This is a genomic window from Pontibacter sp. GD13 (genome assembly GCF_058216355.1).
In genome coordinates this window covers 120,947-144,405 of the sequence record NZ_JBYZMQ010000001.1, presented here as the reverse complement: position 1 = coordinate 144,405, position 23,459 = coordinate 120,947, and the positions used below count along the sequence as shown (strand labels likewise).

18 protein-coding genes are annotated in these 23,459 nt (G+C 51.6%); 10 read left to right on the top strand and 8 right to left on the bottom strand.

What is annotated here, in order from left to right:
* Positions 1-21: 21 nt before the first annotated feature.
* The gene (locus tag AC4BAN_RS00625; RefSeq protein WP_490562419.1) at positions 22-993 is read left to right on the top strand and encodes a deoxyhypusine synthase family protein; all 972 of its coding nucleotides are present in this window, start codon (positions 22-24) and stop codon (positions 991-993) included.
* A 104-nt stretch (positions 994-1,097) separates the two neighbouring features.
* Positions 1,098-2,351 carry a porin family protein gene (locus tag AC4BAN_RS00620; RefSeq protein WP_490562418.1) on the top strand — a complete coding sequence of 418 codons (1,254 nt, stop codon included), beginning with the start codon at positions 1,098-1,100 and terminating at the stop codon, positions 2,349-2,351.
* 74 nt (positions 2,352-2,425) lie between these two features.
* Here AC4BAN_RS00620 and AC4BAN_RS00615 read toward each other — a convergent pair whose 3' ends face one another.
* Together AC4BAN_RS00615 and AC4BAN_RS00610 are read right to left on the bottom strand one after the other, a co-directional pair.
* Positions 2,426-5,026, bottom strand: a complete 2,601-nt coding sequence (locus tag AC4BAN_RS00615; RefSeq protein ID WP_490562417.1) for a M1 family metallopeptidase — start codon at positions 5,024-5,026, stop codon at positions 2,426-2,428.
* Positions 5,027-5,100: 74 nt separating this feature from the next.
* Complete coding sequence (locus AC4BAN_RS00610) at positions 5,101-5,652, bottom strand: 2'-5' RNA ligase family protein (RefSeq protein ID WP_490562416.1); 552 nt, start codon at positions 5,650-5,652, stop codon at positions 5,101-5,103.
* A gap of 340 nt (positions 5,653-5,992) precedes the next feature.
* On the opposite strand from AC4BAN_RS00610, the gene AC4BAN_RS00605 reads away from it, so the two are divergent.
* A complete protein-coding gene (locus AC4BAN_RS00605; protein WP_490562415.1) occupies positions 5,993-7,927 on the top strand; it encodes an ABC-F family ATP-binding cassette domain-containing protein in 1,935 nt (644 codons plus the stop codon).
* Between the two features lie 53 nt (positions 7,928-7,980).
* On the opposite strand, the gene AC4BAN_RS00600 is transcribed toward AC4BAN_RS00605, so the two are convergent.
* Entirely contained in the window at positions 7,981-9,582 is a 1,602-nt protein-coding gene (locus AC4BAN_RS00600) for an alpha-amylase family glycosyl hydrolase (RefSeq protein WP_490562414.1), read from the bottom strand.
* A 450-nt stretch (positions 9,583-10,032) separates the two neighbouring features.
* On the opposite strand from AC4BAN_RS00600, the gene AC4BAN_RS00595 reads away from it, so the two are divergent.
* The 3 genes from AC4BAN_RS00595 to AC4BAN_RS00585 all read left to right on the top strand — a co-directional run bounded on the left by AC4BAN_RS00595 (position 10,033) and on the right by AC4BAN_RS00585 (position 13,106).
* Positions 10,033-10,479: an OsmC family protein gene (locus tag AC4BAN_RS00595; protein ID WP_490562413.1), complete on the top strand. Its 447-nt coding sequence runs from the start codon at positions 10,033-10,035 to the stop codon at positions 10,477-10,479.
* A 133-nt stretch (positions 10,480-10,612) separates the two neighbouring features.
* Positions 10,613-11,938 carry a type IX secretion system plug protein gene (locus AC4BAN_RS00590; RefSeq protein ID WP_490562412.1) on the top strand — a complete coding sequence of 442 codons (1,326 nt, stop codon included), beginning with the start codon at positions 10,613-10,615 and terminating at the stop codon, positions 11,936-11,938.
* A 226-nt stretch (positions 11,939-12,164) separates the two neighbouring features.
* The gene (locus tag AC4BAN_RS00585) at positions 12,165-13,106 is read left to right on the top strand and encodes a prolyl oligopeptidase family protein (RefSeq protein ID WP_490562411.1); all 942 of its coding nucleotides are present in this window, start codon (positions 12,165-12,167) and stop codon (positions 13,104-13,106) included.
* A gap of 78 nt (positions 13,107-13,184) precedes the next feature.
* Here AC4BAN_RS00585 and ychF read toward each other — a convergent pair whose 3' ends face one another.
* Positions 13,185-14,282, bottom strand: coding sequence for a redox-regulated ATPase YchF (gene ychF, locus AC4BAN_RS00580; protein ID WP_490562410.1), 1,098 nt, complete (start codon positions 14,280-14,282; stop codon positions 13,185-13,187).
* A 300-nt stretch (positions 14,283-14,582) separates the two neighbouring features.
* The gene (locus AC4BAN_RS00575; RefSeq protein ID WP_490562981.1) at positions 14,583-14,945 is read right to left on the bottom strand and encodes a DUF3276 family protein; all 363 of its coding nucleotides are present in this window, start codon (positions 14,943-14,945) and stop codon (positions 14,583-14,585) included.
* 131 nt (positions 14,946-15,076) lie between these two features.
* Between AC4BAN_RS00575 and AC4BAN_RS00570 the strand changes: the two genes are divergently transcribed.
* On the top strand, positions 15,077-15,490 hold the full coding sequence (locus AC4BAN_RS00570; protein WP_490562409.1) for a septal ring lytic transglycosylase RlpA family protein: 414 nt from the start codon (positions 15,077-15,079) through the stop codon (positions 15,488-15,490).
* Positions 15,491-15,502: 12 nt separating this feature from the next.
* Complete coding sequence (locus tag AC4BAN_RS00565) at positions 15,503-16,414, top strand: DUF58 domain-containing protein (protein WP_490562408.1); 912 nt, start codon at positions 15,503-15,505, stop codon at positions 16,412-16,414.
* 100 nt (positions 16,415-16,514) lie between these two features.
* Here AC4BAN_RS00565 and AC4BAN_RS00560 read toward each other — a convergent pair whose 3' ends face one another.
* Together AC4BAN_RS00560 and pgi are read right to left on the bottom strand one after the other, a co-directional pair.
* The gene (locus tag AC4BAN_RS00560) at positions 16,515-18,104 is read right to left on the bottom strand and encodes a hypothetical protein (RefSeq protein WP_490562407.1); all 1,590 of its coding nucleotides are present in this window, start codon (positions 18,102-18,104) and stop codon (positions 16,515-16,517) included.
* 115 nt (positions 18,105-18,219) lie between these two features.
* On the bottom strand, positions 18,220-19,884 hold the full coding sequence (gene pgi / locus AC4BAN_RS00555; protein ID WP_490562406.1) for a glucose-6-phosphate isomerase: 1,665 nt from the start codon (positions 19,882-19,884) through the stop codon (positions 18,220-18,222).
* A gap of 385 nt (positions 19,885-20,269) precedes the next feature.
* Here pgi and otsB point away from each other — a divergent pair, with 385 nt between their 5' ends.
* Together otsB and AC4BAN_RS00545 are read left to right on the top strand one after the other, a co-directional pair.
* Entirely contained in the window at positions 20,270-21,103 is an 834-nt protein-coding gene (otsB, locus tag AC4BAN_RS00550) for a trehalose-phosphatase (protein WP_490562405.1), read from the top strand.
* Positions 21,104-21,242: 139 nt separating this feature from the next.
* Positions 21,243-22,241, top strand: coding sequence for a 1-phosphofructokinase family hexose kinase (locus AC4BAN_RS00545; protein WP_490562404.1), 999 nt, complete (start codon positions 21,243-21,245; stop codon positions 22,239-22,241).
* A 54-nt stretch (positions 22,242-22,295) separates the two neighbouring features.
* On the opposite strand, the gene fbaA is transcribed toward AC4BAN_RS00545, so the two are convergent.
* The gene (gene fbaA, locus AC4BAN_RS00540; RefSeq protein ID WP_490562403.1) at positions 22,296-23,372 is read right to left on the bottom strand and encodes a class II fructose-bisphosphate aldolase; all 1,077 of its coding nucleotides are present in this window, start codon (positions 23,370-23,372) and stop codon (positions 22,296-22,298) included.
* Positions 23,373-23,459 lie beyond the last annotated feature (87 nt).

Below are 23,459 nucleotides of genomic sequence, written 5' to 3'. Positions count from 1 at the left end.
CCCAGGCTTTATTAACAACATATGAACGTATCAGAATTCCTTAAGAAACACTACAAGCACTTTAACGCAGCCTCCGTGATAGACGCTGCCGAAGGATATAAAAATCACCTGAACCAGGGTGGCAAGATGCTGGTAACGCTGGCCGGAGCCATGTCTACGGCGGAGATGGGCATCATTCTGGCTGAGATGATCCGGCAGGACAAGATACACGCCATCTCCTGCACAGGCGCTAACCTGGAGGAGGATATCTTTAACCTGGTGGCCCATGATTATTACGAGCGGGTGCCCCATTACCGCGAGCTTTCTGCCGCCGATGAGGAGGAGTTGCTGAGCCGCCACCTGAACCGTGTAACCGACACCTGCATTCCGGAGGAAGAGGCCATGCGCCGCCTGGAGCATGTTGTGCTCAAGTTCTGGGAGAAAGCTGACAAGGCCGGTGAGGCCTACTTCCCGCATGAGTTCTTTTACCAGATCCTGTTAAGCGGCGAGTTGGAGCAGTATTACCAGATAGACCCGAAAAACAGCTGGATGCTGGAAGCAGCCAAGAAGAACCTCCCGATCATCTGCCCGGGCTGGGAAGACTCCACGCTGGGTAATATTTTCACCGGCCACGTGATCAGCGGCGATATCAAGAATGTACACACGGTAAAAACAGGCATCCAGTACATGATAGAGCTGGCCGACTGGTATACCAAAACCGCCAAAGAGGAGTCAACCATCGGTTTCTTCCAGGTAGGCGGCGGCATTGCCGGCGACTTCCCAATATGCGTGGTGCCGATGCTGCACCAGGACCTGCAACGCAGCGGTGTGCCGCTTTGGGGCTATTTTGCTCAGATATCAGATTCCACCACCAGCTACGGCTCCTACTCCGGCGCCGTGCCCAACGAGAAAATCACCTGGGGGAAACTGGGTAAGGACACACCAAAATTCATGATCGAGTCGGATGCCACCATCGTGGCCCCGCTTATATTCGCTTTGGTGCTGGACATGTAGTAACTAATTTAGTGCGTGATATAAAAAAGACCGGTAACCTGTGTTATCGGTCTTTTTTCTTTATATAATATCACATATATTTGCTATTCACTTATTTGATACAGATGAAAACACTCTTTACGCTTTTGTTTACTTTCCTGGTTTCTGCCTCGTTTGCGCAGCGGAACTTTATACCAGGGCACTACATCACCGCACAGGGCGATACCGTGCAGGCACAGATCGACGATCAGAACTGGGAAACAAACCCTCTGTTTATTGAGGTAAAAAGCACCGGGGGCAGTTCAGAGGTGCGGCGGTTTAGCGCGGCAGACCTCAAAGGCTTTAGGCTTTCTACAGGCGATGTGTATGAAGCCTTTGTAGTGGATGTGGACAAGTCTCCGATCAAATACGAGGACATAAGCATTGGCAGCCTGCCGGTAATAGAGAAAGACACTGTTTTTCTTCGTGTATTGGTAAAAGGTGACGCCAGCCTGTATCACCTGGCATACAATAACTCGCAGAACCACTATTATATCCGAAAGGGCACTGAAACGCCCAATGAGCTGATCTACAGAACCATCCGGCATATAAACGGCTATAACAAGCTTCCCATTTACAGAGGCCAGCTGAAGGCAACCTTCTCCGATTGCCCCACCGTAACTGCGAAAGCTGACAAGGTGAAATTCAGTATGGAACAGTTTAAAAAAATTGTAGGCGATTACAACCAGTGTGTGAGCGGTACAAAAGGAGCGTATGCAGCCTCCAAAGAAAAAGTGCAGACGCAAATTAGGGTTTTAGGAGGTGCGTCGTATTACGCGATGGCGATTAAGGGAGAAGGGGAAAGGCTTTTGGTCGGACAGGACTTTACGGGAACAAACTATACTTTTGGCATCTCAGTACTGTCCTCCTCGCCTCGGGGCCACGGTAGAATGGGCTTACAAAATGACCTTATGTTTAAGCCTGTTAGCATGACTGGGTTCATGGAAGAGGGCAACCCGGAGTCTGGCCCCCGCTATACCAAAACAAAGACTAACTTTGACATGACCTACATTGGATTAAACTCCATGTTCAGGTACCGGCTTACAAACTCGCAGCTCAGTTCGTACATAAGCGGCGGCATTTCGAACAGCTTTATGGTGGCAAACAACAGCAACCAGCAGGTGTTCTCCATACATTATGGTAAGGAATATAACTCAGAGAGGCAGCCTTTGCAAAACTACCGCAAATATGAGATCGGTTTTATCGTGGGGGCTGGCCTTGCCCTGAATAATTACTTTGTGGAGGTGAAGCTGGAAAAAGGGAACGGCTTTATCGACCACAAGACCATGTTGGGATATAAGAACGCAGTGTCATTACAGCTGGGGTATACCATTAAATAACCGTAGTCATACTGCTATAAAAAGCGGCAGCTCAATTTGGGCTGTCGCTTTTTTGCTTTATGCAAACACCTGCGCTACTCACGTGCCTGCTGCATCAGCTTCTCGGCCCGGAACAGGTTATCCGCGGCCTGCAGCACTTTCGCTTTCAGCTTCGGGTTGTAATCCGGGTGGCCCAGCAAAAAGTTGCGCACCACTGCGGCGGCAGCGGGTGTCTGGTAGCTGCCCAGCGTAGCGCTCAGCCAATTAGCCGGGAAAAATATATCGCCTGTCATTTGAATTTCCTCCAGCAACTCCAGGCTCTGCCGCAGGTACTTCTCTGACGTGTCGGCACGCAGCGGATGGTGCAGGTATGCAAGCGCGGCAGCTACCCAGGCTTCCTTCTCCCGGTTCCTTGCATCGGTCAGCGACGTGAAAAAGGCATCCCGCACCGCTAGGTCAGCCGATAAGGCAGGCGTCAGGAATTGAAGCCGCTTGCGCCGATCCGGATTTTTAATGCGCGCCAGCTGCTGCTCAAGTATAGAGTTGCCCTCCGGATAAGCTCTAAGCGCTAACGCCAGGGCCAGTGAGGTATAATCGTCCTCGGTGAGCTTGATGCCGTCAGGTGCCCTCTGCGACTCCCAAACCTGGTAAAGGCGCTGCTTTGCCTCTTGGGTAAGCCCGATGTTCTGGTAAAGTTTGAACAGTATCTTTTTGTGGTTTGGCTCCGATGCTTGTAGCAGGGCCTCCCAGGTTTCCCGTTCCAGCGCTTTTGCCAATTCCTGGCGTTCGGAAGGGGAGGTAAAACTCCAGAAAATATCTCCCACCTGGGTGGAGATCAACTTCAGGTTCAGCTCTTCCTGCTCTTTGGATAGCTGTGCCCTATAGATCTGCAGTAACTGTGCAGGTTTTATTCCCTGGCCGTTGAGCATGCTCTCATACAGGTTAATGTAAGCTGAGGCACGCATTACCGGGTCTTTCAAGGTATTCAGCTTCGGCAGCATCTGTGCATCAACCGGAAACTGGCCGTATCCCTGCCCCGAAGAATTAAAAAGGATGAATGCCGGTATAGGGAGCCCGGCCGCTTTCTCCAGGTTCACTTCGGCACTGTCCATGTGCACAGTTAGCTCTATCACCCGATCCGGGTAAACCAGGGCCACCTCAAAGTATTGCGGCCACACCCGATCCGACCCGTCCTCGCCTTGCTGCCTGATGGTGAAGGAGGTGATGTTGCCTTTCGCGGTTTTCAGGGAATAGTCAAATTGGGGTCTGCCGGGTTCATTCACCCATACCTCGTTCCAGCTTTGCAGGTCGGTGGGCGTATGGCTATCCAGAATCTCGATAAGGTCGGGCCAGGAGGCATTGCCGTGCGCATACTTTTGGATGTAGGCACGCAGGCCGTTTCTGAAGGCTTCCTTGCCCATCAGCCGCTCCAGTTGCCGCATCACCACAGGCGCTTTGTGATAAATGATGCTGCCATACAACGAACCGGCGTCCTGCAGGTTGTCGAGTGGCTGACGGATGGGGTTGGCCCCCCCAGTGCGGTCTACGGCATAGGCTGCCGGAAAGTGATCGAGCAGAAACTTGAGGTCGTAGTTGGCCTCCGCCACAGTGATCTGGGAAATCTTATCGGCCATAAAATTGGCGAAAACCTCTTTCATCCACACATCATTGAACCAGCGCATGGTTACCAGGTCGCCGAACCACATGTGGGCCGTTTCGTGGGCGATCAGGTTGGAGCGGGCTATTTTCTGGTCCTGGGTAGCGCCTTCGTCCAGGAACAGGGTAGAGGCCTTGTAATCGATGGCCCCAACGTGTTCCATGCCGCCATACTGGAAATCGGGAATTGCCACGAAATCGAATTTCTGGAAAGGGTAGGGCACCAGCGTGTACTCCTCCATAAAAGCCAGCGCCTGCCGGTGGATCTTAAAAATGGGATCGATGCTGAGTGCGATCTTGCTGCTGTCTGTTTCGCGATGGTAGAAATTCATCAAACGCCCGCTTTCCTTTCGGGTAAGCAAGTCGAAGTCGCCGGCTACAAACGAGAAAAGGTATGTGCTGATAGAGTCGGACTCCTGGAAACGGTATGTTTTCTGCTCGTCGCGCGCCACGATATCGCGAAGGGGCGCATTGGCCAGTGCTTTCCAGTTCTGCGGGATCGTGAGGGTAAGCGTAAACGTGGCTTTGATATCGGGCTGATCAAACACCGGGAATACCGTGCGGGCTCTGTCGGGCACCAGCAGCGTATAGAGGTAGTCCTCGTTGCGGTTCAGCGACAGATCGCCGGCAATAAAATCGATCGTGATCCGGTTAGGCCCGGCTTTCAGGTAGCGCTGCTCCACAATTATGTGCTCTTTCTCAAACACCAGCGGAATGCTTTTCCCGTTTACCTGCACTTTTTTCAGATGATCCGGCTGCTCTTTAAAATCGATCTGTAAAGGAAACTCATTTTCCTGTAAGTCCAGGGAGATAGTCTCGGAGGCCATGATTGCCTCAGTGAGCTGATCCGGAATGTTCAGGTGCAGGTCGTACTTCACGTGGTGCAACACCCGGTTGCGGTAATTGGCCAGCTCCGCAGAAACACCGGTTTCTACCGCGATGGATTTAGACTGGGTGGCCGTTTTACTACAGGACAAAAAAGTGAGGAGGGCCAGAGAAAATGCGCTTGCTTTTAAAGTATATCGAAATGTTTTCTTCATGCACATGCTTAAGGATTATGGTAAATATAAGCATTAAGGGCATGGCATAACAGGGGAGCAGGCCAAAAAAGCAACTAGCTGATCAACTCGCTTCGCCCAAAACGGAATTCCTCCTCCTTCAGGTAATAGTCGCCACATTTCTGAAGTATGGTCAGGTTATCGATCTTAATCTCCCAGTTAAAGTTGTACTCGCAAAGGAAAGCAAGCACCGGGCCCAGCATTTCGGGGGTAGTATCGCCGAGGGCGAGCGTGATGTGGGGAAGCCAGAGGTTGGTGTTATAGTATAAGCCCATTTCCGTGCTCATTTCTGCAATGTCGCGGTGTAGTTCATCATGAAAATGGTTTAGTGGCGGCGTGCGCAGAATCGGGATATACACCACCGGGTTCTCGCCCGGGAAGATGCCGATGCCCGTCGTGCGAACTGTGAAAGTCTCTTTCTCCAGACAAATGTTTTCGAGGTATTCTTTGAATTCTGTCATGTCTGGGATCTCTGCCGTGAGCAGTGTCAGGTGCGGATAGGGCGTGACTTGTACCCCGGTCAGTCCGAATTTATTCTCCAGATGCCCGGTAAGTTCCATCACACGATCAGAATTCTTCTTGTCTAAAAGCGAGGCAAGTGCAATCATAGAATATAGCTTTTAGTACAGGTGCATAAATGTAAAAAACGTTGGCAGCAATTTTTGGTTTAACAGCAAATCCGTTTTAATTTTTAGAATTTTTCAACAGGCGGTCTGTTGCTGTTGTTATGAAGTGCCTGCCCGGGATTCACTGCAAACAAAGCTTGTGTATACTGCCTGGCGGATAATAGGTTTTCAGTTTATGTGAGCCGCTACCCGCATACAGTAGCAAAGCCAACTTAACCTGCTTTTAGTCTGAAATATCCGGGGCGCACTTTTTCTCTATGCGCATTGTTTTTATCGGACAGCCAAAAATAAGTACCTTTGTGTTTCCATTTTAGCGTAGCAAATGATTTCCATCAATAACCTGAATTTCCATTTTGGCAGTCGCCCGATGTACGAGGATGCCAACCTGCATATCAAACCCAAAGATAAAATAGGCCTTATCGGTTTGAACGGTACCGGCAAATCGACCTTGCTGCGCATAATTGTGGGGGAGTACAAACCGGATGGGGGCAGCATTCAGATGAGCAAGGAGACCACCATCGGTTTCCTGAACCAGGATTTGCTTAGTTACGAGACACACGAAAGCATTCTGGCTGTGGCCATGCAGGCCTTTGAGGAGGCCATGGGACTGCAGCAGGAAATTGACAAGGTGCTGGTGGAGTTCGAAAATAATTTTCATGATAACCTGGTGGATAAGCTGGCCAACCTGCAGGAGCGTTTTGAGGCGCTGGGCGGGTATACGATGCAAGCTGAGGCCGAGGCGATTCTGGAGGGCCTGGGCTTTAGCACCGAAGAGCTGAAACAACCGCTGGCCTCATTTTCCGGGGGCTGGCGCATGCGCGTCATGCTGGCCAAGATACTGTTACAGAAACCCTCGCTGCTGCTGCTCGATGAGCCCACCAACCACCTCGACCTGCCTTCCATAAAATGGCTGGAGGCCTATCTGGAGCGTTTTGAGGGAGCCGTGGTGATTGTCTCGCACGACCGGGAGTTCCTCGATAAAACCACCAACATGACCGTGGAGGTATCCAACTCCAAGCTGAACGTGTATGCGGGTAACTATAGCTTCTATGCCGAGGAGAAAGTGCTCAGAAACGAGATACAAAAAGGCGCTTACGAAAATCAGCAGGCCCATATCAAACAGACCGAGCGCTTTATCGAGCGTTTTAAGGCCAAGGCGACCAAAGCCAAGCAGGCCCAAAGCCGCATGAAGCAGCTAGACCGGCTGGACCGGATCGAAGAGGTAGCCCCTGACGCGGCCAAGGTGAATTTCAGCTTTAAATTTAACACGAAGCCAGGGCGGCATATCCTGCGCCTGGAGCACATGAGCAAAGCCTATGGCGAGAAGGTGATCTTCAGGGACACGAACGTGCATGTGGAGCGCGGCGATAAAATCGCCCTTATCGGTGCGAACGGTAAAGGTAAATCCACGCTGTTGCGCATTATTGCAGGCACTGAGCCCATTAAAGGCAAGCATGAGCTGGGTCATAACGTGATCATGTCGTTTTACGCCCAGCATCAGCTGGAGTCGCTGAACGTGGACAACGAGATGCTGCAGGAAATGCAGCAGGCAGGTTCTAAAAAAACGGAGATGGAGCTGCGCACCCTGCTGGGCTCTTTCCTGTTTACCGGCGATGAGGTGTTCAAGAAGATCAAAGTGCTCTCGGGTGGAGAGAAATCGCGGGTGGCGCTGGCCAAAACCCTGATCTCAGAGGCCAACTTCCTGATGCTTGATGAACCTACCAACCACCTCGACATGCAATCTGTGAACATCCTGATACAGGCCCTGGAGCAATATGAGGGCACGTTCATCATCATCTCCCACGACCGTTACTTTGTGGAGAACGTGGCCACCAAGATATGGTACATCGAGGATTACCAACTGAAGGAATATCCCGGCACGTACCACGAGTACGAGCAGTTTCAGGAGAAGCGGGAGAAAGAAGCCAAAAAAGAGGCGGTTGCAGCTGCCGAATCAAAGCAGAACAACCAACCGAAGCCACCCAAGGAAAAAAGTGAGTACAGCCAGTTAAGCAGCCAGCTAAAGCAGGTTAACAGGCAACTGAGCGAAGTGGAGAAACAGGTACAGCAGCTGGAGCAGCAACTGAAAGCTTTTGAAACGGAACTGGCCAGCCCCAAAGTATACAGCGACATCAACCTGCTGCAGGAAACCACTGCCAGGTTTGAGCAGGTGCAGCAGGAGTTGAACGTGGTGCAGGAGAAATGGGAGCAGCTGATGCTGGAGGTAGAAGACCTGGAAGCGAAGCTGGCTGAGTAGCCTCGCCTCCGGGCCCCGGAGGGCACACCGAGTTTCTAAACCGGCTGCCGGCTTTACGTTAAGCTGATTAGGATGCCTTCATCCCCCGCCAGGCTGATGTTTCCTGCTACCCTGGTGTTTTCCCATTCCGGATCGGTGGCCAGTACCACGGTACCTTTAAAATCCTGGTTTTCGGGCCGGAACACGCAGGGCTTGTGGCTGAGGTTGAGCACGATCAGGAACCTGCGGCTCAGGTGTTTGCGCACGTAGGCAAGCAAGGGCGCTTTGGCAAGCGTGGGCTCGTAATCCCCGATGTGCAGAGCCGGTTCCTGCTGCCGCAGCGCGATCAGGCGCTTGTAAAACGTCAGCATGGAGTACGGGTAATGGCGTTGCACCTCCACATTCAGCCTTTTGTAATCACGGGGCAGGGGCAGCCAGGGCTCCCGCGACGAGAACCCGGCATGCTCACCGGCATCCCATTGCATGGGTGTCCGCTCCGGGTCACGGCTCAGGTCCTTGTCGGGCATGTTCAGCCCCTGGGGGTCCTGTATCTTTTCCGGGGGGATGGGCACGTCTCGCATGCCAATCTCATCGCCATAGTAGAGGGTAGGGATGCCGCGCAGCGTTAGCAGCAGCATACCGGCCACCTTGGCCTGCGAAACGCCTACGCGGCTTGTTATGCGCGACTGATCGTGGTTCCCAATCACCCAGTTCGGCCAGCCTCCTGCCGGAAGCGCCCCCTCGTACTCATCGATGTGCGCTTTCAAAACGGCCGCATCCCAATCCAGCGTGATCAGCATAAAGTTAAAAGGCAGGTGCGCCTCCTTCTGCTCAGAGCCGTAGTAGGTGACCAACCGGTGTATAGGCAGGTAGATTTCCCCGATGAGCACACGCTGCTCGTACTCGTCCGTTACAGCGCGCATTTTAGCCACAATCTCGTGCACCTCCTGCTGGTCAGTGGAGAAGGCCGGAATCAATTGCTCATATGTTGCCTGATGCGGTTGATAGTTGGGGTTGGGCGGGTTGTCGCGCAGTTGCCTGTCCTTGATCATGTGCCACATCACATCCACCCTGAAGCCATCCACGCCCTTATCCAGCCAGAAGCGCATCACGTTAAACATGGCCTGCTGCACCTCCGGGTTGCGCCAGTTCAGGTCTGGCTGCTCCTTCAGGAAAGCATGGTAGTAGTACTGTTCTGTGTGCTCGTCCCATTCCCAGGCGCTGCCGCCAAACACGGCCAGCCAGTTGTTGGGCTCGCTGCCGTCCGGCTTGGGGTCTTCCCACAGGTACCAGTCCCGTTTGGGGTTATCCCTGGACGAGCGGGACTCCAGGAACCAGGGGTGCTGGCTGGAGGTATGGTTGGGCACCAGGTCCAGGATCAGCTTCATGTCACGGGCATGCACCTCCTTCAATAGCGCATCAAAATCATCCATGGTGCCGAAAAGCGGGTGAATGCCGCAGTAGTCAGCGATATCGTACCCAAAGTCAGCCATCGGTGAGGGGTAGATCGGCGAGACCCAGACTGCTTTCGCACCCAACTCCTGCAGGTAATCCAGCCTGCTGCTGATGCCTTGCAGGTCGCCTACACCGTCGCCGTCACTGTCCTGGAAAGAGCGGGGATATATTTGATACACAATGCCGGATTGCCACCATAGGTATTGCTCTTGCTGCGTCATAGTCTCGTAATTTGTTTAGGGTTGTATGTACGAAGCCATCCGCCAGGAGATATGTCGTTTTTTAAAACCTTAACTACAAGTAGGCCCCTGCATATTGTTTTGTTCTCTTTTAAGAGATACTACAGTATATACCAGTGCTTCCTAAAAAGCCGGCATGTCTGAAATAACTGTGGCGATAACCAAGACAACAGCTTGCATCGGTAAAAGGCATGCTTGAGGGCTGAAGGTGCATTAAGAAAGGTGGTGCCGCCGTAGGTGCATCAGGTAACCATAGCTCTGGCCAGCCATACCTTGGTTTGCCGGTTATAGGCGCGATGAGTATGTGCCTACTTTTGATCCAGAAAACGGCAGCGAATAGCCTGCCCGCCGGCGCTCCGCCTGCATCAATAAAACCTTTCGCCTTGCTTTTACTTATACCTTAGCGCATCAAGCAAAGTAAAAATCAGAGCAATGAGTGTACTGGAAAAAGAAGGATTTGTAAAGGTGAGTGCCGACAGCAGCGCACCCATGGTCGCCAACATTAGCGCCGGATCCGAGCAAATGACAATAGATGAGTCGGGCATCGCCCAAGGCGTTAAGGCCGGTGCCGACCCCTATGATTATATCCTGGCAGCGCTGGGCTCCTGCACCGTGATTACCCTGCACATGTATGCGCAGCGCAAAAAGTGGCCCCTGGAGAGGGCAGAGGTAAGCCTGCGCCACGAAAGGGTACACGCCAAGGACTGTGAACAGTGCGGGGAGAATGAAGCCAGGTTAACGCAGGTAACAAAACGTTTGAAGCTGATCGGCGACCTGACAGAGGCACAACGGCAACGGCTGGAAGTTATCTCATCCAAGTGCCCTGTACAGAAGACACTGACAGCGGGCATTGCCGTGGAGACTTTTCTGGAAAAGTAAGGTTTGCACGCTGCTCACAAAAGTATGGCACTTTGTAGGGTAAGCTTGTGATTTATGGGTAAGGCGTTTTTCCTTTAAATGACTATCTTCGTTCCGGGTTGAACAATGGTAGCTTGTGCACAAATTTTATCGGATGAATTTAAAATCTGCTTCTAACTTCTTTATGGCGGCCGTGCTGGGCTGCAGTCTGTCAGCCTGCGTACCTCTGGAAGAACAGGGGCAGGGCAGTGGCGGAGGTACGGCAAGTGCGCAGCCGCGACTTCGGTTCGAGGATTATGTGTACCACGAAAGTATAAACTCCGTGCAGACCTACCTGGCCACCGGCGGCCCCGATCAGGTGCTGAACCCGGCAGTAACCCCCCTTAGTCAAGAGGTGCCCCTTGTCCTGGAATTCGACAGGGTAAATGCGGGACCGCAGCGCCTGGTGGCCAAACTGGTGCATTGCAATGCCGACTGGACCCCCTCCGGCCTGAACGTAACGCAGTACCTCAACGACTTTAACGAGTTTTATATCACCGATGTGCAGAACTCGGTGAATACCCGTGTGCCTTATGTGCACTACCGCTTTCGAATTCCGCGTGTGAAGCTCAGTGGCAATTACCTGCTGGCCGTAACCGAGGAGGGCGGCAACCCACTGCTTACCCAACGCCTGCTGGTATACCAGAACACCGTAACAGTAGTCGCCAGGTTGGGCGCACCGCTGGGTCCGGGAGGGCGGGAAACCAGGCAGCCCGTGGAGTTCAACGTTTTTTACAAGGATTACCCCATCGTAAACCCATCGCAGGAAGTGAAGGCGGTAATGCGCCAGAATTACCGCTGGGATAATGCCAAATTTATAGGCAAGCCCACGTTTATTCAGGATGCGGAGCGCCGCCTGGAGTACGTTTTCTTTGAGCCCAAAGACCTGTTTAAAGGCCTGAGCGAGTTTCGATCGTTTGACACGCGCAGCCTGACCTTTAATGGCATCGGCGTGCAAAATATAAACCTGCAGGCAAGCCCGGTGGAGGTAAACCTGCGGCTTGATAGAAACCGGCAGACTGCCGTGTACAGCCAGGAGCCCGATATCAACGGCAGGCGTATTTTTGGCAACCGGCAGTATGGCAGCGGCGAGGTAAACGGTGATTACAGCTGGGTAGATTTTGAGCTTCAGGCTCCGGAGACGTCCGGATCGGTGTACATCATGGGCGAACTGACCAACTGGCGAACGAAAGAGGATGCCCGCATGGTCTATGATAGTGAGCGGCAGGTATATTCCGGCAGGCTATTGCTGAAACAGGGCTACTACAATTACTATTATGCCCTTGCGCCCGGCAGTGCCGCAGAGGCAGATGCCAGTTACTTTGAAGGCAGCCACTTTGAAACAGACAACATTTACGATATCCTGATCTACTACCGCCCACCCGGCACCCGCGCTGATTTGCTGATCGGGTATGAGGAGCTTTTCTTTAACAGGAAATAGAGCACCGCACTATAACTCGCATACTTCCTGTGCAAACCTATACACGCTGGCATGCATTTAAAATGGTAGCAATTCAAATAATTTGCTGCTCGTTTACTTCACTGCTTTGTTAGTTTCATTGCTTCTCTTTTAAAAAAATTGCACTAATTTAGCTTTAGAATTAGGCTTGCAGCGCAAGGTATTTACCTATTGCTGCAGCCGGGCATCTTTACAACCAACCTTTTTTATGAAACAAATTATACTTCCCTTACTCATATTTTTAAAAGCCGGCCAACTATTAGCGCAAAATCTTGAGTACCCTCTCACCAAAAAAGTTGCTATAGCAGACACCTTTCATCAGCAGTTTGTAGTTCCGGATGAGTACAGATGGCTTGAGGAGCAGCAAAGTCCGGAGGTGAACGAGTGGGTGGAGCAGCAAAACAAGCTGTCAAAGAAATTTCTGGCAAAAGCCTCTAATCAAACCAACGCTTTTCTGGCTATTGATAAATATTCCTATGCCAGTGCCGCGCACAATTTCTGGAAAGAAGGCAAATACTATTTCCGGTATTATTATTACAATAATGGCGGAACCCCAGCTTTGTATTACAAAAACGACCTTAGTAAAGACCCGCAGCTGGATAACCTAAACATGCTGGTTGATCCATCCCAGATCTCTGCCAAGGACCGGATCGTGCTGAAAGGGTATTGTGTGTCGAAAAACTCGGAGTTGCTGGCCTACCAGTTCAGCCGCAACGGGAGTGATTGGGCCGAGATAAAAGTGGTGGAGCTCAAAAGCGCCGTCGCGCGGAAAGACCATCTTGAAAATGTAAAGTTTTCTAATATCGCCTGGAAAGATAGTGGCTTTTTTTACGCGGCCTATCCGGATGGCAAAGGGCAGAAGGTGTTCTTTCATAAAATTGGAACGCAGCAGCAGGAGGATAAATTGGTGTTTGAGCGCAACAGCCTAACCACAACCTTCAACTTTTTTACCACCGATGACGAACGATTCTTTGTGCTGACAGAGAATAACGAAAAGACGGGTTTAAAAAATTATTTTATTATTGATTACCAGGACCCGGAGCTAAAACCGCTGCTGACAAATATTGACTTTGGCTTGACCATTTTGGGGAGTTACAACGGGAAGTTTATTGCTGAAACGAGCCATAAAGCCAATAATGAAATCTCATAAAACAACAAAACCGACAAAAGCAGCAGGGGCGGCAAGTACTAAACTTGCCGCCCCTGCTGCTTTAGAAAAATGGTGTAACTATACGTTGAAACGGAAGTGCATAATGTCACCATCCTGCACCACGTACTCCTTGCCTTCCACAGCCATTTTACCGGCTTCTTTGATCTTTGCCTCGGTCTTGTACTCCTGATAGTCCTTTAGCTTGATTACTTCGGCCCGGATAAAGCCTTTCTCAAAGTCAGTATGGATCACACCGGCAGCGGCAGGGGCTTTCCATCCTTTCCCGACAGTCCAGGCACGCACTTCTTTCACGCCGGCGGTAAAGTATGTGATCAGGTTCAGCAAGCTGTAAGATGCTTTGATCAGCTTACTCAGGCCCGACTCCTTTAGGTTATACTCGGCCAGAAACATTTCCTTTTCTTCCGGGTCGGTTAGTTCGGCGATCTGCGCTTCGATGGAGGCGGAGATAAGCACCACTTGCGCATTCTCGTTTTTCACGTTCGCCTCTAGCGCCTCTGAGAATTTATTGCCGGTATTCACCGATTCCTCATCCACGTTGGCGGCATAGATCACGGGCTTGGCGGTCAACAGTTTCAGGTCCTCCACTGCATCCAGGTCCTCTTCGGTCACCTCCAGGCTGCGCACGCTCAGGCCGGCTTCCAGGTGTGTCTTATACTTCTCCAGGCTGGCCAACTCCTTTTTTGCTTTAGCGTCACCGGACTTCGCCGAACGCACTACCTTTAATATTTTCTTGTCAACCGACTCCAGGTCTTTCAGCTGAAGCTCGGTATCAATGATCTCTTTATCTGAAACAGGGTCTACTTTACCGGAAACGTGCACGATGTTGGGGTCTTCAAAGCAGCGCACCACGTGAATGATGGCATCTACCTCGCGAATATTGGCCAGAAATTTGTTTCCAAGGCCTTCTCCTTTGCTGGCTCCTTCCACCAGGCCGGCAATGTCCACGAACTCAATTACGGTAGGCAGCACACGTTCCGGGTGCACCAGTTCCTCTAATATCTGCAGGCGCTCATCAGGCACAGTAATCACGCCCACGTTAGGCTCGATGGTACAGAAAGGATAATTGGCAGATTCTGCCTTAGCGTTAGAAATAGCGTTGAACAGTGTTGACTTCCCCACATTCGGAAGTCCTACAATACCGCATCTTAGTCCCATGTATACTTTATATAATTTTCAGGGCGCAAAGTTAATACAATTTAGAGAGTATTGCTTACTTGTTGCAGTCTATTGTGGCAATGTTTCGAAACGCAGCGAAGCTTATAGTTAACCATAACTAAGTAAGAAATACAGCAATGAAGAATAGGAGGGATTTACAGGCAACGGTGTGGACAGGCTGGTTAATTCAGCATAAGGGAGGGTGTGCGGCAGATTGGCCAGGCTACGGGCAGGTTTTATCCCAAAAAAATGCCCCATCCTGTTTAAAGGAAGGGGCAGGTATCTTAATTTAGCGGAGCACTACTCCCACTTTAACTCCTCGTCGAAAGGGGAGGCGGCGGCGGTAGTGGCAGTAGCTTCTACTTCAATTTCTGTTTCTAGTGGTGCTTCGAGCGAAGCAAGGGCTTCTTCTGTTAGGAGCTCTGACTTTACGTGGTCAATCGTTTCCTGGAGTGCATCAATGAACTTGGCAAAATCTTCTTTGTACAGGAAAATTTTGTGCTTCTCATAAGAAAAGGTGTCGTCGTTAAACTTTCTCTTACTCTCAGTGATGGTCACGTAATAGTCGTTTGAGCGAGTTGACTTCACATCAAAGAAATACGTTCTCTTCCCGGCTCTTACCCTTTGGGAATAAATCTCTGCTTTTTCGTTGTTCTCTTCCACCGTTTTAATAGACGTTAAATTCAACTTTGTGAATCTAAAAGTAACATATACTTCTGATATATAAAAATAATGGAATTTAAATTTCTTAAATATTTAATTCTATATTTGCAATCGGACCAACGTAGTATATTATGAATGTATGTTCAGTTATACTAATACTTCTGCTTTCGTTTTTTAATAATACCACTCCTTATACCGCAGAAGGAAAAGCATCATATTACGCAGATCGTATGCAAGGCCAGCGCACAGCGAGTGGCGAAAAATACGACAAAACGCGCTTCACGGCAGCTCATGCCTCCCTCCCCTTCGACACGATGGTTGAGGTGACCAACCCCAAAAACGGCAAAGCAATTGTGGTCAGGATCAACGACAGGATGGCCCGCACCAAACACCGGGTAATAGACCTTTCGCGGGCTGCGGCAGAAGAGATAGGCCTTGTACGGGCCGGGGTAGGCCTTGTGCGGATAAAACAAGTGCCCGATGAACCGGAGAAGCAACAAGATGCGCCTTTGGCCGTTTCTAAAGCAGCATCCAGTTCCAAATGATAGCCTCCCCACATGAAAAAGCCCCTGACCCTCGCCGATGTCCAGCAATTTGGGAACATGGAGTTCCTGGCAAAACAACTGGTGGAGGGCTTTATCACCGGCTTGCATCAATCTCCCTATCACGGCTTTTCTGTCGAATTCTCGGAGCACCGCCTCTATAACAGCGGCGAGAGCACCCGCCACATCGACTGGAAGGTGTTTGCCCGCACCGACAAGCTGTTTGTCAAGCGCTTTGAGGAGGAAACGAACCTGCGCTGCCACATGCTGCTCGATGTGTCTCCTTCCATGTATTACCCCACCGATCGGAACGGCAAGCTTACTTTTTCTGTGTTTTGTGCCGCCGCGTTGGCCACGCTGCTGCGTAAACAGCGCGATGCGATAGGCCTGGTCACTTTCTCGGATAAAGTGGAGCTACAGACACCCGTGCGCTCTACAGCCTCGCACCTGCATACCCTGTTACTGCTGCTGCAGAAACAGCTGGAGATAAAACCAGAGGCCAAAGGCACGCATGTGGCGCAGGTTGTGCACCAGATCGCACAGCAGATTCCCAAGCGCTCGCTGGTGATCATCTTCAGCGACATGCTTAGCAGGCAGGACGATAGCGATGCCATCTTTGCGGCCCTGCAGCACCTGAAACACCAAAAGCACGAGGTATTGATTTTTCATGTGATGGACCGCAAAACAGAGGAAGACTTTGATTTTGAGGAACGACCCTACATTTTTGTGGATGCGGAGTCAGGGGAGGAGCTTAAACTGCAGCCCTCGCAGGTGCGCGCGCAGTACCGTGCTGCCGTGGAAGCCTACAAGAAGGAGCTGGCACTGAAGTGTGGGCAGTATAAAATTGATTTTGTGCCCGTAGACATCAGCGAATCCTTCGACAAGGTGCTTTATGCTTACCTGGTTAAGCGGGCAAAAGTAAAGTAGGCTTCGGGCAGCATAAAACTGTTTCATTTGATGCTGCAGGCTGTTAAGTGCCAGAGTTATACTTTGAACGGCAACGGATCAGGCGTGCTTCCAAAACAAATCAGTTCCCTTCTCTGTCGTAAGCATGCACTTTTACGTCGCGGGTGGTTTTATCTTTTGCCTCTGAACCGAAAAACAGCTCATTGCCCCGCTCGGTGTCATATATCCGCGTGTACTTTTTCCAGCCACGCACCTGCGAAATGTCCGTGATCTTATCAGCTCCCAATCCGCCGTATACTTTCAACGGGATGCCTTTGCTCACCTTGCCGCTTATTTCAAACACATCCTCATCGCCCAGTCCGTACAGCCTGATCACTTCGGTTTGATCTCTGTAAAATACGCGATGGTATATTCGCCCCGCCGGAATATCATGGTGGCCCATCCGGTATACGTTCACCACCGTGCGGTCATCATCCAGGCGCTTCACCTCAAAGTATTCCTCTTCGTCAGAGCCCACCACGGTCACGTTTCGGGCTAAGATCCTGTACATCCGGGCGGCAGCCGCTGGCAAAAGGTCGCGCCGGCTTTTTAACTTCCGGGTCAGGCTTTTACCCAGTTGCTGATAAATGGGGGGGGGAAGCTGGCGCACTGCGCGCTCAATGGTCTTATCTGTGAGCTGCCGCTGCATTTGCTGCGCGATTTGTTGCCAGTCCTGCAGCGTGAGTTCGTTCAGCAGGCGCTCATCCAGGAAGCGGGCATTGATCATGTAGGCCCTCACATCGCTGAAGTCATCGTCGAAGGAGTGGAATTTGCGGGCCAGCAGTTTGCTGGTGGCGATGGCCGGAATCAGGCCGTCGCCCATTTGCATGAAAACCTGGTCGCGGTCTTTGGGGATGGGGTAATAGTAGCTAAGTTCACCCTGGCGGCGCACCGCCCAGTCCCACTGCCCTTTGTGCCTGTCCCAGTCGCCCAAAAGCAAGTCGAAAAGACGGGCGCGGGCAAAGGCACGCTGCTCAAACAGGTGGGTGTTATTTTCGAAGCGCTCCCGCAGCGCATCCTCAGAATCCTCGAAGCCAGCTACTTTAAATGGGGCAGACAGGTTGCTTTGCTGATCCTCAAACTTCTCTTCGAGAAGAAAGATCTTCCCGCCGGCCTGGGCAGCGTACACGCCAAATCCAGGGGCGTTCCGGGGCACGTAGTAGAGCTGCGGATTCGTGTGGAACACACCCACTGCGGCCGCCAACGGCGGTACCACCAGCGCTCCGTAAGGGTTGGCGGCAGAGGTCTGGTCGCGGAGCACATTGCTCACAAACGTAGGTCGCCAGAACTTACTCACCACATGGATCGGGTCTTTATCGATGGAGCGGAGGGCATAGCGGCGCCCCGTACTGTCGGCTAAATGAAAGGAGGTAGTCTGGTAGCCGCCGCCTTTCTTTACGATCTGCAAACCGCCTTTTACTGTATTGAGGTGAAAAACAGGTAGTTTTACAGGGGTGGCCCAAAGCTGGCGGTTGTGGTTGCCCCAGAAAAAACGGTGCACTGCACTTCGGTTGTAATGCCTGCCGGCTATCACCCACGTACTGTCAGGGCCGGCGGGTTTTTTACCGACTAGCTCCTCGGGGGTTGCCAAAGCGTCTTTCTGAAAAAAATTGTCGTCCGCGCAACTGCTCAGCAACAGCAAGGAAAGCAGCAACACTAGCGGGCGCCTCAAGATCATCAAATTATAAGGTTGAGCATTTTGGGTGAAAATTACAGAAGTCATCAAACCTGTTTATGGGTACGCAATTCCTGCTTATACTACTTTGTTTTCAGCCCTAAACTTTAAACTAATCTTTTTTATGTGTGCGGTGATGGTTGTAGTAGGCGATAAGCCCGGCTGTCGAGCTGTCATGGTGTGCCTGCTTTACGCTCAGTAGCTCATCTTCTATCTTACCGGCCAGCTGTTTGCCAAGTTCCACGCCCCACTGGTCGAAACTGTAGATGTTCCAGATCACGCCTTGCACAAACGTCTTGTGTTCGTAGAGCGCAAGAAGACTACCCAGAGAGAACGGCGTGAGCTGCAGCGGCATGATGGACGTAGTGGGCCTGTTGCCTTCAAACACTTTGTGCGGCGCCAGCTCCTGGATCTCCTTCTCGCTCAGGTTGCCTGGCTGCCGTAGTTCGTTTTCCACCTCCTCGCGTGTTTTGCCTTTCATCAGCGCCTCTGTCTGGGCGAAAAAGTTAGACAGGAGCATGGGGTGATGCTGCCCGATGGGGTTGTTGCTGATAACAGGCGCTATAAAATCGCAAGGGATCAGGATAGTGCCCTGGTGGATCAGCTGGAAGAAAGAGTGCTGCCCATTCGTGCCGGCCGCACCCCAGATAACGGGCTGTGTCTGGTAATCCACGGTTTCGCCGTTGCGGGTGGCGCTTTTGCCGTTGCTTTCCATCAGCAGCTGTTGCAGGAACTCCGGCAGCAGGCGCAGGTACTGGTCGTAAGGCAAGACGGCATGCGTCTGGCAACCGAAGAAATTGGTGTACCAGATGCTCAAAAGCCCCAGTACAACCGGCATGTTCCGGGTAAGCGGGGTTTCGCGGAAATGCTTGTCCATGGCCTCAGCGCCTTTCAACAACTGCTCGAAGTTATCGTAGCCAACGGCACAGGCAATGGATAGGCCAATGGCTGACCAGAGCGAAAAGCGGCCCCCTACCCAGTCCCAGAAGCGGAAGGTGTTTTCAGGCGCAATGCCAAACGCTTCCACGGCGGCGGTGTTGGTGGAGAGCGCAACAAAATGCTTCTTGATGTGCTCCCTGTCTCCGGCCATACTTAAAAACCAATCGCGGGACGTATGGGCATTCGCTAAGGTTTCTTTGGTAGTGAATGTTTTGGAGGCGATGATGAAAAGCGTCGTCTCCGGGTCCAGTTTGCGTAGCACCTCTGCCGCGTCTGTACCGTCCACGTTCGAGATAAAGCTGATCCCGATGCCCGGCTGCTGAAACTTCTTCAGCGCCTCGGTTACCATTTGCGGACCCAGGTGTGAACCCCCTATGCCGATGTTCACCACATGGTTAATGGCCTTGCCGGTAAAGCCTTTCCATTCACCGCTGTGCAGTTTATGGCAGAAAGTTTTTATCTGATGCAGCACATCGTGTACCTCTGCCAGGGCGTTTTCCCCCTCCACCTCCAGTTGCTTATCCGAGAAATTGCGTAGAGCCGTGTGCAGCACAGCGCGCTCCTCGGTGGCGTTTATCTGCTGGCCTGTAAACATGCTTTCGATCGCCGCGGGCAATGCCATTTCCTCAGCCAGTTCGTTGAGCAGCGCCAGGGTTTGGGAGGTGATGCGGTTCTTGGAAAGGTCATAGAGGGTATCGCCTACTGTATAGGAGAATTTCTCAAATCGCTCGGGGTCTTCTGAGAACAGCTCTCGCAGATGCTTTGGCTGTATCTGTTCGAAGTGGGCCTGCAGCTTTTTCCAGGCATCGGTACGGGTAGGCGTGAGATTTTTTAACATCGTTTTATAAGAATAGATATAAGCCTTTTCGGGCTCAAATACTTTGATTTCCTGCTTTGGGTTGCAACGCTTAAGCATAGAGTAGGAGCAAGAGGCAGGTTTTTAAGCCTGGCAACAGCAGCCTTCCGCAATATATATAATAATCTCTTTTACTCCTTTATCCAGAGGCTTGGCCTGCCAGATTCCCTTCTGCAACATCAAAAACCGGGTGCCTGCGTAGTGAAGGTATACCATTCAGTTTTACAACGAAAGGAATGGGTTGGCGCGGGAGCGTATTCAAGTACCTTGCTCAGACCAGTATTTTCCTGCCAGTAAATCATACCGGTATAAAGTATACCTGCTCAGCCGCCAGTGCGGCAACAGTATTTTCAGATAAACAGATTATATGCTAAACGAAACCAAGAACGAAATTTTAAAAAGTGAACCAGGCAAACTGCCATCCGCCATGCTCGGGGTACCGAACCAATTGTATAACAAAAACCCGGTGCTCTTCCTGGATTATGACGGCTGCCTGACCCCAATCGTGGAGGACCCCGACAAAGCGGTTCTTTCTGATGCGATGCGGAACACCTTAGAGCAACTTGCGTCCGTTTGTGCTGTGGCCGTGGTGAGTGGCCGCGACCGTGCCGATGTGGCGGAAAAGGTGCAGCTTGATAATATCTATTATGCAGGATCGCATGGGTTCGACATCTCCGGCCCTGCCCACATGCATATTGAGCCCGGGGACGCGAAGGATGCCTTGCCGGACCTGGACAAAGCGGATCAGGAATTAAAGGAAAAGTTGAAAGTGGTAGCCGGCGTGTTGGTTGAGCGAAAGCGCTATGCGATTGCCGTTCATTACCGAAACGTAGCTGCGGACAAAGAAGCGTTTGTTAAAAATACAACAGAAGAAGTGCTGAAAAAATATCCGGGTCTGAAAAAGGGTCTCGGGAAAAAAATAATAGAACTGAAGCCCAACCTGGACTGGCATAAGGGCAAAGCGGTACTTTGGCTGATGGATAAACTGGATCTTAACAAACCGGGGACCGTGCCTGTTTATATTGGTGATGATATCACGGATGAGGACGCATTTGCCAGTTTGCAGGGTAGGGGCATAGGTGTGCTGGTAGGGGAGCACGGTGCGAAAACCGCCGCAGGATACAGGCTTAAGAATGTGGAAGAGGTCAGGTCTTTTCTGAATATCCTCACCATGATGATCAAAAAACAGCAGCCTGCCTAAAGGGAATATTTTGACAAATAAAGTATAAAACTGAAACGTAACCTGTATCAGAATAAGCTTCTGGCCTCCAATAATTCCATACTGCAAAAAGCGGGGGCTTCAAACACTGCTTAGTCGGGTTTCCGAAAGCAGGCAAAGTATGGAACATCAACAAATCAAGGCCAGGCTTGCAATGAAAGAGAACATGCACGAGATCATTACCATTACCCTAAACCCGGCCTTGGACAAAAGCACCCGCGTGGCGCAGGTGTTGCCCGAAAGGAAGCTGCGTTGCGAAGCGCCGGTTTTCGAGCCCGGCGGCGGCGGGATCAACGTCTCCAGGGCCATTAAAAAGCTTGGCGGCAACTCTTGCGCCTGGTTCCTGCAGGGTGGCCCGCCCGGGCAGATTCTATGCGAACTGCTACAAAAGGAAGGGGTGCCGCTGTGGGCTATAAAAACGAAGAACTGGACCCGTGAAAACTTCATGGCCCTGGAAGAAGCTACAGGGAATCAGTTCCGGTTTGGCATGCCGGGCCCCGAAACGCTGGAAAGCGAGTGGAAACAGTGCCTGGAGCGCCTGGAGCAGATGCCTATAAAGGAGCTCCCGAAGTATGTAGTAGCCAGCGGCAGCCTTTCTCCTGGCGTACCCGATGATTTTTACCTGCGCCTGGCGAAGCTAGCCAACCAGAAAGGCTTCCGCCTGATCATTGACACCTCGGGAGCAGCTTTGTTAAAGGCAGCCGGAGAGGGCGTTTACCTTTTAAAGCCCAACGTAGGCGAACTTGCCGCCCTGGCAGGGAAGGAGAAGATCTCGGCGATGGGACAGGAAGAAATAGCGCGGCAGGTGCTGGATGAGGGCAAGTGCCAGGTATTGGTCGTGTCGCTGGGACCCCGTGGCGCCATGCTGGCCTCGAAAGAAACAGGCATCAGTTATGTGGTGCCGCCTACTGTGCCCCAGCAAAGCGCAGTGGGGGCAGGCGACAGCATGGTGGCAGGCATGGTGATGAGCCTGGTGAAAGGGTGTAAGCTGGAGGAGGTGGTGCGCTACGGAGTGGCCGCTGGCACTGCCGCCACCATGACCCCCGGCTCGGAGTTGTGCCGCAAAGAAGACACCGAAGTGATTTTCAAGTGGCTGCAGGAGCACAAGGTACATATGTAAAACAAGTATGGCCGGGCATTCGCCCGGCCATACTTGTTTTACATATGCTGTTCGTTAGTTACGGTTGTTCGCGTTCAGGTCGGTAAACGCCTCCTTTAAACGCTCTATGAAGTTCTTCTCGCCCTCGCGCAGCCATACGCGCGGATCGTAGTACTTCTTGTTAGGAGAGTCCTCGCCATCGGGGTTGCCGATCTGGCTTTGCAGGTAGCCTTTCTTGCCCTCGTAGTAATTACGAACGCCTTCCCAGAAGGCCCACTGCATGTCGGTGTCGATGTTCATTTTGATGGCCCCGTATTCAATGGCTTCCTTGATCTGGTGTTTCTCAGAACCGGATCCGCCATGAAACACGAAGTTCACCGGGTTAGGACCTGTGCCGAATTTCTTTTGGATAAACTCCTGTGAGTTTTTAAGGATTTCGGGGCGCAGCTCCACATTACCTGGTTTGTAAACGCCATGCACGTTTCCGAACGCCGCCGCTATGGTAAAGCGGTCACTGATCTTTTTCAACTCCTCGTAAGCATAGGCAACCTCCTCCGGCTGGGTATACAGGTGCGTACTATCCACATCAGAGTTGTCCACGCCATCTTCCTCGCCACCGGTCACGCCCAACTCGATCTCCACGGTCATGCCAATGTTGTTCATGCGTTTCAGGTAGCTGGCGCAGGTAGTAATGTTCTCCTCTATCTCCTCCTCAGACAAATCGAGCATGTGAGAGCTGAAAAGGGGTTTGCCATGCTGCTCGTAATATTTCTCACCGGCATCCAGCAGGCCGTCGATCCAGGGTAAGAGTTTTTTGGCGGCATGGTCGGTGTGTAACACTACAGGCACGCCATAGGCTTCGGCCATCAGGTGCACGTGCTGCGCCCCGGAAATGCCGCCTGCAATGGCTGCTTTCTGCTCGTCGTTAGCCAGGCCTTTTCCGGCGAAGAACTGGGCGCCGCCATGCGAGAACTGGATGATGACAGGAGAGTTGACAGCCTTAGCCGTTTCCAGTACGGCATTTACCGAGTCAGTACCGATGACGTTGACAGCCGGCAGGGCAAAATTATTTTCGTTGGCGTACTTGAAAAGCTCGGTAACTTCTTCTCCGAAAAGCACCCCGGGTCTGAATTTTGTTTTTGTTTCGTTCACAGTTAAATTTTATTGACTTAATGAATTTGAAAATAAGAGCGTATTAATTGAATAGGCAAATTAATAAGATATACCAAAGGGAGCAAA